Consider the following 12,532-nt stretch of genomic DNA (forward strand, 5'->3'; position numbering starts at 1 on the left):
GCGCGACGTGACCGCCTTCGAGGGCGCGCGGCGCGCCTGGGCGGCGGCCCTCGCGGCGGCAGGTATTTCGCTCGACGATCTCTCGCTCGTGGAGACCCATGACTGCTTCACCATCGCCGAGCTGATTGAATATGAGGCGATGGGGCTGGCGGGGCCCGGCGAGGGCTACCGCGTGGTGCGCGAGGGCATCGCTAGAAAGGACGGCAGGCTACCGGTCAACCCTTCCGGCGGGCTCAAGGCGAAAGGCCATCCGATCGGCGCGACGGGCGGTTCCATGCATGTGATGGCCGCCACGCAGCTCGTGGGCGAGGCCGGCGACATGCAGATCCAGGACGCCGCGCTCGCCGGCGTGTTCAATATGGGCGGCGCCGCCGTCGCCAACTACGTGTCCATCCTGGAGCGGGCGAAGTGATGGCGGAAGCGCCGCGCGGCGGCGTGGTGCCGGTCACCACGCGGGTGATGAACCTTTCCCATTTCCTCACCCAGGCTGCCTGCCGCCACCCCGACGACATCGGCTTCGTCTGGGGCGACAGGACCTGGAGCTGGGGCGAGATGGAAGCGCGGGTGAACGCGTTTGCCGCCGCACTCCGCGACCGGTTTGGCGTCCAGGCGGGCGACCGGATCCTGGTGCAATCGGCCAATTGCAACCAGATGTTCGAATCCATGTTCGCCTGCTTCCGGCTCGGCGCGGTGTGGGTGCCCACCAATTACCGGCAGTCGCCGGACGAGGTCGCCTATCTCGCCAAGGCGAGCGGCGCGCGCGGCATGATCTGCCAGGCACGCTTTCCCGATCATGCTACGGCCTGCCGTGAGGCAGCCGACCTCGCCTTCGTCGTTTCGATCGGCGAGGCGGCGTTCGGGGAGGACTACGACCACCTCGTCCGTGCCTATAAGGGCGCCACCGTGGCGAGCACGGCGGTCGAACGCGACGACCCATGCTGGTTCTTCTTCACCTCCGGCACGACGGGCCGGCCCAAGGCGGCCGTCCTGACCCACGGGCAAATGGCTTTTGTCGTCACCAACCATCTCTGCGACCTGATGCCCGGCACCACGCGCGCGGATGCTTCGATCGTCGTCGCACCGCTGTCGCACGGGGCCGGCGTGCATCAGCTCGCCCAGGTGGCGCGCGGGGTGAAGACAGTCCTGCCGGCGGCCGAAAAGCTCGACCCGCCCACGATCTGGCGGCTGATCGAAGAATGGCGGGTGACGAACGCCTTCACCGTGCCCACCATCCTGAAGCTTCTGGTGGAAGACCCCTCCGTCGACCGCTTCGACCATTCCTCGCTGCGCTACGTCATCTATGCCGGCGCGCCCATGTACCGCGCCGACCAGAAGCGGGCGCTGGAAAAACTCGGGCGGGTGCTGGTGCAATATTTCGGCCTCGGCGAGGTGACGGGCAACATCACCGTGCTGCCCCCTGCCCTCCACAGCCTTGAAGACGGACCAGAGGCGCGGATCGGCACCTGCGGCTTCGCCCGCACGGGCATGCAGGTCGAGATCCAGAACGATGCCGGGGAGGAGGTCGCGGCCGGGGAGACCGGCGAGATCTGCGTCATCGGTCCGGCGATCTTCGCGGGCTATTACGACAACCCGGAAGCCAACGCCACGGCCTTCCGCAACGGCTGGTTCCGCACCGGCGACCTGGGCCATATGGACGGGAACGGCTTCCTCTACATCACCGGCCGGGTTTCCGACATGTATATCTCCGGCGGCTCCAACATCTATCCGCGCGAGATCGAGGAGAAGCTTCTCCTGCATCCCGACATCGGCGAGGCGGCCGTGCTCGGCGTGCCCGATCCCGTCTGGGGCGAGGTCGGCGTTGCCGTCTGCGTCGCCCGGCCGGGGGCCGAGACGCGCGGACTCGATCTCGCCGGCTGGCTGGACGGCAAGATGGCCCGCTACAAGATCCCCAAGCGCTTCCTCTTCTGGGACGCGCTGCCGAAATCCGCCTACGGCAAGATCACGAAAAAGATGATCCGCGAGGAGATGGCGCGCCGGGGCCTGCTCGATGTACTGGAGGAGCAAGCGCGATGAGCGGAGCGAAATCGCACGCTCCCGCGCGATCCATCCGCCATCCCGGCCCGCCGCAGGCGAAGCGCATCGCCAGCGTCGAGGCGCATCTCCGCCCGTTGAGGCTCACGCTCAAGCGCGGCGTCAGCATGAACGAGGCGGTCACACGGGCCTTCCGCGAACACGGCTTCCAGGGCGGCTATGCGCGGCTCGAAGGGTTGGTGCTCGACCCGCTGCATTACGTGCTGCCCGCCCCCTCGCCCGACGAGAGCCATGCCGCCTGGTACAGTGAGACGCAGACGCCCGCCGGCCCGGCCACGGTGGAGCGGGCCGACATCATCGCCGGCCTGCGGGACGGCGCGCCCTACATTCATTGCCATGGCCTGTGGCGGCTGGCGGACGGCACGCGGCGCATGGGCCACCTCCTGCCTTTCGAAACGGTGTTGGCCGAAGACGCGCAGGCAAGCGCGATCGGCGTCGCGAACGCCGTCTTCGACGCGGCCGATGATGGGGAGACGCATTTCAAGCTGTTCGCACCGCGGCCGCACCGCCTTGCCGGAGAACCGGCGGGCGAACGCGGCTTCATCTGCGCGGTGCGGCCCAACGAGGACATCACCGCCGCCCTTGAGATCGCCTGCCGCCGCCACGGCCTGTCGGAGGCCAGCGTCCACGGTATCGGCAGCCTCGTCGGCGCAGCGTTCTTAGATGGCCGGACGGTCGAATCCTATGCCACCGAGGTGCTGGTTCGCACCGGCGCGGTGACGGCAAGCGCCAACGGCCCGCAATGCAGCCTCGACATCGCCCTCGTGGACATGGACGGGAAGATCACCGAGGGCTGGCTTGTGCGAAGGGTGAACCCGGTCTGCGTGACCTTCGAACTGGCGGTTATATCGGCGGCCAGTTAACCGCCTTGCCGGAACATCATTCTCCCTATCTCATCTTCGAACCTGTCATGCAGCGGGTCGACGCGACGCATCCGACCATGGGGTCCGGCGTCGACAAGCAATGTTGAGGTGTCCTTTCCACAGGTAAGGTTCAGCGAATCTCCCTTCTCGCTGTCGAGGTCTGCGATCTGTCCCCAACCGAAGACGTGTGGCTGTAACAGGCAGCACCGCTTCGGGATCGCTCTACTCGATGACCATCAGCACAACGAAACAGGTGGTAGCCTCCAGCACGAAATACCCGCTCATAAAGTTTGACCCGAATTCATGGCTGATGCTCTGGACCGGCTGGTATGTGGGTCCGAACTCCCCCGTCCCCAGCGGGTCGGCCGAAGCGGCCGCAGCCAAGCTCCACAAGCTCGCCGCGATCGTTCCTGCGAAGTTCGCAACACTGAACAACTCCCTCGGCAACATCGTTCTTTTCCTGTAGTGATGTCAGATTTCCGACGGATTGCCGCTGACACCCAAATTGTGGGGAATCAGCGGCGGCGCGAAACTCCCGAATGGGGCGGTAGCAGAACGGACGTTTCAGCCAAGCGCCGTCCAATAACGGACCGTCGACTCACGTCGCTAATCAGCACAGCCACAATGGCCACATCTGGTGGGAGGCGGAAAGGCGGGTTTCGGGTGGCGATCCGACGATTCCGGCCGTTCATTCAGCTGGAGCGCAACGGCAGCTACGCGCCTGATATCGGTCATTAAGGCTCGGAGATGAAGCCCGCGAAAGCAGACACTCGCTTTCGAATTTGTCGAAGTGCAGGAGGAAGGCAAGTCGCCGCAGAAACCTGCGGTATTCGCCGAAAAACGTCGCTCAGCCTCCGGTTCGAACCCCGGCGCGACTAAGTAGCGACCAGTTCGGCGATTTTGGCCGCGACTTCCGCCATCGACACTTCTGCAGTGCTCAGCCCGGCTCGGGAGGCTAGCAGGAGGCTGACCTGCTCAAGCTCTTCATAGGTCGTTCCGTGAACAACCGGGACGAGCCGCTCACGCCGGAGGAGCGGGGCTCGATCAATGCATCATCGAACACGGGATCAACAGCCCCGCCCCCTTACAGAACCTTCAGCGCGGTGCCCGTCTCCCGATATCTGCGGCAGAACCGGCGCTGATCTCTGCTCTCCCTTACGCCAATGTAAATCCTTGCAGACGCTCGCGTAGCATAGAGACGGTGGCGACCGTCGCATTGGCGAAGGCGAAGCGGAGATACCGCTCTTGACCGGGACCGAAAAACTCGCCTGGGATTGTGACGATGCCGGCACGCTTCGCCAACTCTTCGGCCACGCGGACAGAACTCACTCCCTCGAAGGGATGGCGAACGAAGGCGAAGTAGGCGCCAATCGCCTCAACCTGCCAGGCCATTTCTCCCAATGTTTCGACCAGGGCCTCAGCGCGAGCCGCGATCTCGGTCCGGTTTGCCCGTCTCCACTCGACTAAGGCCGACAGACCTTTGGCGACGGCTGCTTGCGGCGCCCGCGATGCGCAGATCTGGAGGTTATCCATGATTTTACCGATCTGGACCACGACAGGCTGGTCCGCCACCACGGCACCTAGGCGGTGGCCGGGAATGCAGAAGGATTTGGAGAAACTATAGAGCTGGATCAACGCCTCGTTCCAGGCGGGTGCCGAGAAGAGCCTATGCGGCCTTTCGGTGCCAAGTGCTAGGAAATCGCGATAGGTCTCGTCGAGAATGAGCCACACGCCGTTCCTGTGGCAGATTTCGAAAATCGCATTGAGAAGCGCCGGCGGATAGACCGCACCCGTCGGATTGTTGGGCGAGACAAGCGCGACTGCCCGTACCTTCGGCCCGAGCGCCTTCTCGATCGTTTTAGGATCGGGAAGGAAACTCCGCTCCGGCAGGCAATCGACGGTCCGCGCCTCGATTCCCAGCATCCTGAGCGTCGTCTCATGGTTAAAATACCAGGGATTGGTCACCACGATCGCGTCGCCTGCCGCGGCGACGGCCATCACGGCGGCAACGAAGGCCTGATTGCAGCCGGAGGTAATGTGGACGTTTCGTGCAGCAATATCCGCGCCGTAGAGCTCCGAGACATTGAGCGCGTATGCCGTGCGCAACGCCGGCTCCCCCTCGATATCGCCGTAACCCGCATAGGCCTTGGAAGCAGCCGCTTCGCCAAGCCAGCGCAGCAGATCCTTGTGCGGCGGATAGCCCGGAACGGCCTGTGAAAGGTCAATCAGCGGCCCATGCCCGCCCGAATAGGCGCGCGCCCAGCCCTGCACGGAGGGGATCGGCGGCGGCGAAAGCTCCGCAACGAGCGGATTGGGGACCGGCAGGGGCATGATGGTTTATTTCCTTATGGATCTAAGCTTCGCGGCGCGTTGCGAAATTCGCCTGGTCTCGACGGGCTTCCCCGTCGCCCGGCGCAGTGCCCGCCGGGCTGAGCTTTGCGGCTCTGCCCGGGCATCGTCTTCCTCGAGCGCGGCAAACAGCCAGTCGATGAACACGTTGACAATCGGTGCCGCCCTCAAATCCTTCCGGCAGGCGACATAGAAGGCGTCGACAGCCGGCACGGCGAGATTGAAGGGGGCGACGAGTTGTCCCTTGGCCAGAAGGCTCGCTGCCGTTAGGGTGTCGCCCAGCGCAATGCCAAGACCATGCACCGCCGCCTCGGTTGCAAGGCGCGCGTCGGACATATGCAACTGCGGTCCGCGCTTCAGGTCGAGCGCGTCGGCCGCTGCAAGCCAGGTATGCCACTCCCGTCCGTCGTCGGCATGCACCATCACATGGTCGCTCATGTCGCGAATGGTACGGATCGGGCGGTTGTTGATCAGCGTCGGACTGACGACGGGAAACAGGTCAAGTGATGTCCATAGCTTGACCCAGCTATCGGTCCAGTTCCCGTCCCCGTAAAGAATTGCCACGTCGACATCAGGCGAGTGGACGTTGCCGGGATCGTTGGATGCATCGAGCGTCAGCCGAATTTCCGGATATTGGGCGATAAAGCCGCCGATACGCGGGATGAGCCAGAGCGACAGAAGCGCGGGAACGCAGGTGACAGACAGGGAACCGGAAGTGGTCGGCCGCGTCATGCGCGCCGTCGCCGTCGCGATCTCCTCGAAAGCAGAGGCGACCGCCGGCAAGAGTTCGGCGCCATGCCCCGTCAACTTCAGACGCTGGCCTGCCCGCTCGAACAGCTTCACGTCGAGCGAAGCTTCGAGCGCGCGGATCTGATGGCTCACCGCGCCATGGGTCACGTTCAATTCCACCGCCGCCTTTGTCAGCGAACCATGCCGCGCCGCCGCCTCGAAGGCGCGCAGCGGATTGAGCGGAGGCAGGCGTGTGGCCACGGAGGGGGCCTTTTGTTAGTTTTTCTCACAGTGATCCCTATAACAATATCAATTGCATTTTCAACTGCTCTGCACCACCATTCAGCGATCTTGAACATTGTCGACCGGTCGGAACCGCCCGCGAGGTAGCGCCCAATCCACCGGTCAAGGCAAGCGGGGAGGGAACTGAATGGCCTGGGACCACGCGAAGCTCGAAGCACTCAGGAAGAAATATGGCGAGGGCCATGGCGGCGAGCTGTTCGACCCGCGCTTCCGCCGCGTCGCCGACAAGATTTTCTCCGAGTCTGGAACACGCTTGGCGCCCTATGCCGGCATTCCAACTTTCCTTTCGGCACCCTATCGACAGGTCGATCCCGCCGCTCCCGATCTCACCAATCTCCAGGTCGCCCTCCTGGGCGTGCCCATGGATCTCGGTGTGACCAACCGGCCGGGCTCACGCTTTGGCCCGCGCGCGGTTCGTGGGATCGAGCGCATCGGCCCCTACAACCACGTGCTCGACTGCGCCCCGGCTTTCGACCTCAACGTGGCCGATATCGGCGACGTGCCCTTCGCCAGCCGTTACCGACTGGAGCAGTCACACGAGGATATTGAGCGTTATGTGCGCAAAATTATCGACGCGGGCGTCGTGCCACTCTCTGTGGGTGGCGATCATTCGATCACCCACCCGATCCTCAAGGCTGTGGGCAGCCAGCAGCCAGTCGGCATGATCCACATCGATGCCCATTGCGATACTGGCGGCGCCTTCGACCAGACCAAGTTCCATCACGGCGGGCCGTTCCGCAACGCGGTCCTTGACGGTGTTCTCGACCCGACCCGAACCATCCAGATCGGCATTCGCGGCGCGGCCGAATATCTTTGGGAGTTTTCCTACGAATCCGGCATGACGGTGATCCACGCCGAAGAAATGTCGGCTCTTGGCATTCCCGCGATCATCGAAAAAGCGCGAGAAGTAGTCGGCGACGGTCCGACTTATCTCTCCTTCGATATAGATAGCCTCGATCCGGCCTTCGCGCCTGGCACCGGCACACCGGAAATAGGCGGACTTACCACGCGCGAAGTGCTGGAGCTCCTGCGCGGGTTCAAAGGCGTGAACCTTGTCGGCGGCGATGTGGTCGAGGTCGCGCCCCAATATGATGCGACGGCCAACACCGCGCATGCCGGCGCGCAGGCGCTGTTCGAGATTCTGAGTCTCATGGTCTTCAGCCCTGCGGTGAACACAAAACAGGATTGAAGCGGAAATATAATAAAAAACAAAAGGGAACCGGGCTGAAAAACGGCCCACCTAGAGGAGAACAAAAAATGAAGGGAATTCACAAGATGGATATCAGTCGCCGCAAGATTCTGGCTGCCGGCCTGACCGGCGTGGGTATGCTTGCCGTGCCGTCCATTCTCTGTGCGCAGGACAGGTCGCTCAAGGTCGGCGTCTATGGCGGCTACTTCAAGGACTCCTTCGACGAGAACATCTTTCCGGAGTTCACCAAGGCCACCGGCATCGCTATCGAATCTGTGGCCGAGCCGACCGGTGAAGCCTGGCTGGTGCAACTCGAACAGGCCGCCCGCGCCGGCCAGGCACCGGCAGACGTCTCGATGATGTCTCAGGTGGCGACGCTGAAAGGCCAGGAGACGGAGCTCTGGACACCACTCGATCCCGCCAAGATCGGGCACTACGACGACCTGCTCCCGCAATTCATTTCGAAGTACCCGGACTCCCGCGTGGCGGGCATAGGAGCCGTTGCCTGGTACATTACGCTGGTCACCAACACCGATACTTATCCCGAGCCGCCTGATTCCTGGGCCGCGCTCTGGGATCCGGAAAACAGGGATAGGCTCGGCCTCCTCGCGCTGGTCTCCAATTCTTTCCTGCTGGAAGTCACCGCCAAAACCTTCATGGGCGGGACCGACGCGCTCGATACCGAGGAAGGCCAGCTTGCGGCCTTCGAGAAGCTTGCCGAGGTGAAGCCCAATGTGCGGCTGTGGTACCGGGACGAGGCACAGTTCGAGCAGGCATTGAAGTCGGGCGAAATCCCGATGGGACAGTACTATCACGATGTCACGGGCCTTGCCGCAGCCGATGGCTTTCCCGTGCGTTCAACCTTTCCGAAAGAAGGCGGAATCCAGGATTCCGGCAACTGGGTTCTGACGCGCGCTTCGGACAAGACCGAGGAGGCGCATGTCTTCATCGATTATATGAGCCAGCCGGAGATCCAAAGTCTGATGTCGCGGAAGGTCGGCACCGCCCCCACGCTGAGACGCGACACGCTCGATCTCACAGACGAGGAGTTTTCGGCCGTGTCGTCGGAGATCGAGCCGATCATCCCCCGCTACGACCTCTACACGACCAAGTCCGACTGGCTGAACCAGAAGTGGACGGAGATGATCGCCGGGTGAGTACCGGCAAACAGGGCGGGCTGCTGAAGGCCCGCCCTCTCGCGACCCGTAATCGTCGGCCCTCGCTTCGCTCGGCAAGGGTGCTGGAATATTTTGTCCACGCCAGGAGCACTTGCGAGCGGCCCCGTCCCCGAGCCAGTGCTTGGGAGACGATCGATTTCGATAGGTAATTCCATGTCAGGCCTGGTTTTCAACGATGTATCGAAGCATTTCGGCAACTTTGCCGCAGTCGACCGTGTCAATCTGAGTGTTCCTCACGGCACCTTCGTTTGCATGCTGGGGCCATCCGGCTGTGGCAAGACCACGCTGCTGCGCATGGTAGCCGGTCTCGAGGAACCTACGACGGGCACCATTCTCCTCGATGGGAAAGACATCACGCCGGTTCCCACGCACAAGCGCAATCTCGGCATGGTATTCCAGTCTCTGGCGCTCTTCCCGCACCTTACGGTGGGTGAGAACGTCGCCTATCCCCTGCGCATCCGGAGTATGGCCAAAGAAGAGCAGAAGAAGCGCGTGGAAGAGCTTTTGACACTCATCCACCTGCCCGGCTATGCCGAACGCCCGGTATCGAAGCTCTCCGGCGGGCAGCGCCAGCGCGTGGCGATCGCACGCGCCCTTGCCCTGTCGCCGCGCCTCTTCCTGCTTGACGAGCCGCTCTCGGCGCTCGATGCGAAGCTGCGCGAAGCCATGCAGGTGGAACTGCGACAACTCCAGCAGAAGCTCGGCATCACCACCATCGTGGTGACCCACGACCAGCGCGAGGCCATGACCATGGCTGACCTCGTGGTGGTGATGGGCGACGGGCGTATCCGGCAGGCAGCCTCCCCGATCGATATCTATCGCAAGCCGGCAGATGCTTTCGTGGCCGATTTCATCGGCTCGACCAACCTGCTCACCGTGGAGGCTGACAGCGCCGGCCGCGCTATCGTCCTGGGCCAGCCTGTTCCCGGCCTTTCGCTACCCAACGGGATGGCCAAGGGGCTCATCTCGATCCGACCGGAAGACGTGCATCTGGCGAAAAACGCCAACGGCGGCATTCGCGGGAAGGTCACCTTCATTCGCGATCTCGGCGGCACGATCGAGACCTTCGTCGATGCCAGCGGCACGACCATTGTCGCCGTGACCACGCCCCGCGAACGCGGCGATATCACGGCCGGTGCTGAGGTGAATGTGGTTCTTCCGGCGGACAGCTGCGTGGTCCTGAAACAATGAAACGCGAGCCGCCCCGCACGATCGCCGACTACGCTCCGCTGGCCTTTCCCGCAATCATGCTGATCGTCTTCTTCGTGGTTCCCTTCTCGACCATGATCGCGGTCAGCTTCTTCCGGCGCCAGCAGGGCGGTTTCTACACGCCCGACTTCGTCATCGACAATTATGCGCGCTTCCTGAGCGCCTTCTTCGGGGGCGTGCTCGGTTTCTCGCTGATGCTTGCGATCACGGTCGCCGTGATCTGCGTGGCGATTGCCTTCCCTTTCACCTATCTCCTGACCAAAGCCTCGCGGCGCGTGCAGATCGTGTGGCTCGTCTGCCTGCTCTCGGTGCTTTCACTATCGGAAGTCATCATCGGCTTCGCCTGGTCGACGCTGTTCTCGCGCACGGCAGGCATTACGAACCTTCTCGTCCCTCTTGGGCTGATGTCGGAATCCCAAGCCCTGCTGCCGGGCATCGGCGCGGTGCTGACCGGCATGGTCTACCAGGCCCTCCCCTACACGATCCTGGTGCTTTACCCCGCCCTGGTGCGACTCGACCCGACGCTTCTCGAGGCCGCACGCACATTAGGAGCCTCGCCGCTGCGGGGCTTCTTCGGCATCATAGTGCCAGCGCTGCGCAACACGATCGTCGCAACGCTGATCATGGTTTTCGTCTTCGCCCTTGGGTCCTATCTCCTGCCACAGATCCTTGGACGGCCCCAGCACTGGACGCTCTCGGTACACATTACCGACCAGGCGATCTACCAGTCCAACATGCCCTTTGCCGCCGCAATGGCAGTCTTCCTGGTGCTCATCTCGCTGGCATTGGTGGGGCTCACCTTGCTCGTCGGCGGGCGCAAGGAGGTCGCATGATGGAAACCTTTCTGCGCCGGCTCGGTTTCGCACTTGTGGCGCTCTTTCTCGCCGGCCCGCTGATCGTCGTCGCCGGGGTGTCGGTCAACGAGAGACAATCCCTGTCCTTCCCGCCGCAGGGTTTTTCCATCGCCTGGTACAGCCAGATCTTCACCGATCCGGGTTGGCGCGCGGCCCTCATCGCCTCGGTTCTGCTTGCCGCCTTTTCCGCCGCGCTCGCCGTGATCATCGCACTGCCGCTTTCCTGGTTTCTCTGGCGGCGCGTGGCACCTTGGGCAAACGTCTTCCGCCTTCTCGGCGTGGCGCCCTTCATCCTGCCACCGGTTATCACGGCGCTCGGCCTGCTCACCTTCTGGGCCACCATTGGCTTCTACGGCCAGCCCTGGACCGCCGTCATCAGCCATGCAATCTTCTTCGTCACGCTGCCTTTGGTGACCCTCTCGCTCGGCTTCTCCTCAATCGACCGTTCTCTGGTCGAGGTCGCCGCGACCATGGGCGCCGACGAGCGCACGGTACTGCGCACAGTCGTCCTGCCGCTTATCCTACCCTATCTCATTTCGGGTTATGCCTTTGCCTTCGTGCTGTCGCTCAACGAGTACATCGTTGTCTATATGACCGTCGGCTTCACCATGGAGACGCTGCCCATCAAGATTTTCAACGCGCTGCGTTACGGCTACACGCCGACAATGGCTTCTGTCTCAATCTTCTTCGTGGCGATCGCGGCCCTCGTCTTCTCGCTGATCGCCCACTTTGGTGACCTGCCGCGGCTCCTGGGCGCGATGAGCTCGGAGGAAAAATGATGCGGATTGCGGCATTCCAGATGAAGGCGGGCGCCGTCGATCAGGCAGCCAACCTCGCCCGCATCGGGAATGCCGCACGCGATGCGGCGGCCGCCGGGGCGGAGTTCCTGATCACGCCCGAACTCGCCCTGCCGGGATACGGCGCGGGAGACGACATGCACCGGCTGGCCAGGCCGCCGGACGGCGAGATCGTCGCCAAGCTGGCGCTGATCTCACTGGAGGCGGGGATTGCAGTCCTTGCCGGCTTCGCCGAAGCAGCGAAGGGCTGCGCTTACAACAGCGCGGTCTTCGTTGATGGACGCCAGGAGCCTGTCATCTACCGCAAGTCCCACCTCTACAGCGACTACGAACGCAACCTCTTCGCCGCCGAGCAGCCTTCGGCCCGGATAGTCCAGCACGGCGGCATCCGGATCGGCATCCTCATCTGCTACGACGTCGAATTCCCCGAAAACGTCCGCCGCCTGGCACAGGCGGGCGTCGATCTCGTTGCTGTGCCAACCGCCCTGCCCACGAGTGACCATGCCGAGCTGATCGCGCGCAAGATGATCCCCGTCCGCGCCTTCGAGAACCAAGTGTTCGTGGCCTATGTCAATCATTGTGGTGCGGACGGCCTGTTCTCCTATGCCGGGCTTTCCACAATCGCCGCGCCCGACGGCAGCCTGCTCGCCGCAGCGGACGGCCCGTCCGAAAAGCTTATCTTCACAGATATCCGGCCGCAGGACTTTGCCGCCTCGGCAGCCGCCAATCCCTATCTGCGGGACTTGCGCCCGTAATCCCACTGATCGTTTGCCAATAATCGGCGTGTCTGGCCCCTGCATGAGAGGCTTTCGTACGTCTGAGACGTCCGCTATCGCTTCCCGACGGCCGCAAGCGGACCTACTGCTCTCGGCCCCCTTTTCGCCGAGTGGCAGCCGGACGGCTACGCGGACCAATCGGACATCTGCCTCAGAGATAAGTTCACCATGTTCCGGGGAGCATGCCAGCAATCCCCCGTTCAGAATATTCGACAGGAATTAGCCGGAAATTG

General features: G+C 63.2%; 12 protein-coding genes. 10 read left to right on the forward strand and 2 right to left on the reverse strand.

Annotated elements, in window-relative coordinates; translation table 11 throughout:
- The 4 genes from ACFP9U_RS19110 to ACFP9U_RS19125 form a co-directional block, all read left to right on the forward strand.
- On the forward strand, nt 1-412 hold a 412-nt coding region (locus tag ACFP9U_RS19110), incomplete at its 5' end, for a thiolase C-terminal domain-containing protein (protein ID WP_417629225.1).
- Nucleotides 412-2,034 carry an acyl-CoA synthetase gene (locus ACFP9U_RS19115; protein WP_378623906.1) on the forward strand — a complete coding sequence of 541 codons (1,623 nt, stop codon included), beginning with the start codon at nt 412-414 and terminating at the stop codon, nt 2,032-2,034. The genes ACFP9U_RS19110 and ACFP9U_RS19115, both read left to right, overlap by 1 nt.
- Nucleotides 2,031-2,915 carry a PCC domain-containing protein gene (locus tag ACFP9U_RS19120; RefSeq protein WP_378623908.1) on the forward strand — a complete coding sequence of 295 codons (885 nt, stop codon included), beginning with the start codon at nt 2,031-2,033 and terminating at the stop codon, nt 2,913-2,915. Before ACFP9U_RS19115 ends, ACFP9U_RS19120 begins: the two co-directional genes overlap by 4 nt.
- A gap of 229 nt (nt 2,916-3,144) precedes the next feature.
- A complete protein-coding gene (locus tag ACFP9U_RS19125) occupies nt 3,145-3,381 on the forward strand; it encodes a hypothetical protein (protein WP_378623911.1) in 237 nt (78 codons plus the stop codon).
- Nucleotides 3,382-4,070: 689 nt separating this feature from the next.
- Here the strand turns inward: ACFP9U_RS19125 and ACFP9U_RS19130 are convergent.
- Together ACFP9U_RS19130 and gcvA are read right to left on the reverse strand one after the other, a co-directional pair.
- Nucleotides 4,071-5,240, reverse strand: a complete 1,170-nt coding sequence (locus ACFP9U_RS19130) for an aminotransferase (protein ID WP_378623927.1) — start codon at nt 5,238-5,240, stop codon at nt 4,071-4,073.
- A gap of 12 nt (nt 5,241-5,252) precedes the next feature.
- Nucleotides 5,253-6,254 carry a transcriptional regulator GcvA gene (gene gcvA, locus ACFP9U_RS19135; protein ID WP_378623914.1) on the reverse strand — a complete coding sequence of 334 codons (1,002 nt, stop codon included), beginning with the start codon at nt 6,252-6,254 and terminating at the stop codon, nt 5,253-5,255.
- 169 nt (nt 6,255-6,423) lie between these two features.
- Between gcvA and speB the strand changes: the two genes are divergently transcribed.
- From speB to ACFP9U_RS19165, 6 genes are all read left to right on the forward strand, one after another.
- A complete protein-coding gene (gene speB, locus ACFP9U_RS19140; protein ID WP_378623916.1) occupies nt 6,424-7,485 on the forward strand; it encodes an agmatinase in 1,062 nt (353 codons plus the stop codon).
- Nucleotides 7,486-7,553: 68 nt separating this feature from the next.
- Entirely contained in the window at nt 7,554-8,642 is a 1,089-nt protein-coding gene (locus tag ACFP9U_RS19145; protein WP_378623919.1) for an ABC transporter substrate-binding protein, read from the forward strand.
- 174 nt (nt 8,643-8,816) lie between these two features.
- Entirely contained in the window at nt 8,817-9,854 is a 1,038-nt protein-coding gene (locus tag ACFP9U_RS19150; RefSeq protein ID WP_378623921.1) for an ABC transporter ATP-binding protein, read from the forward strand.
- Entirely contained in the window at nt 9,851-10,705 is an 855-nt protein-coding gene (locus ACFP9U_RS19155) for an ABC transporter permease (protein WP_265518273.1), read from the forward strand. Before ACFP9U_RS19150 ends, ACFP9U_RS19155 begins: the two co-directional genes overlap by 4 nt.
- Nucleotides 10,702-11,505 (forward strand): ABC transporter permease, encoded by an 804-nt coding sequence (locus ACFP9U_RS19160; RefSeq protein ID WP_378623924.1) that lies wholly within the window; start codon nt 10,702-10,704, stop codon nt 11,503-11,505. The genes ACFP9U_RS19155 and ACFP9U_RS19160 overlap by 4 nt, the downstream gene beginning before the upstream one ends.
- Complete coding sequence (locus ACFP9U_RS19165; RefSeq protein WP_378623926.1) at nt 11,502-12,278, forward strand: carbon-nitrogen hydrolase family protein; 777 nt, start codon at nt 11,502-11,504, stop codon at nt 12,276-12,278. The genes ACFP9U_RS19160 and ACFP9U_RS19165 overlap by 4 nt, the downstream gene beginning before the upstream one ends.
- Nucleotides 12,279-12,532: the final 254 nt, after the last annotated feature.

The sequence above is a fragment of the Nitratireductor sp. GCM10026969 genome, from assembly GCF_042660605.1.
Taxonomy (GTDB): domain Bacteria; phylum Pseudomonadota; class Alphaproteobacteria; order Rhizobiales; family Rhizobiaceae; genus Chelativorans.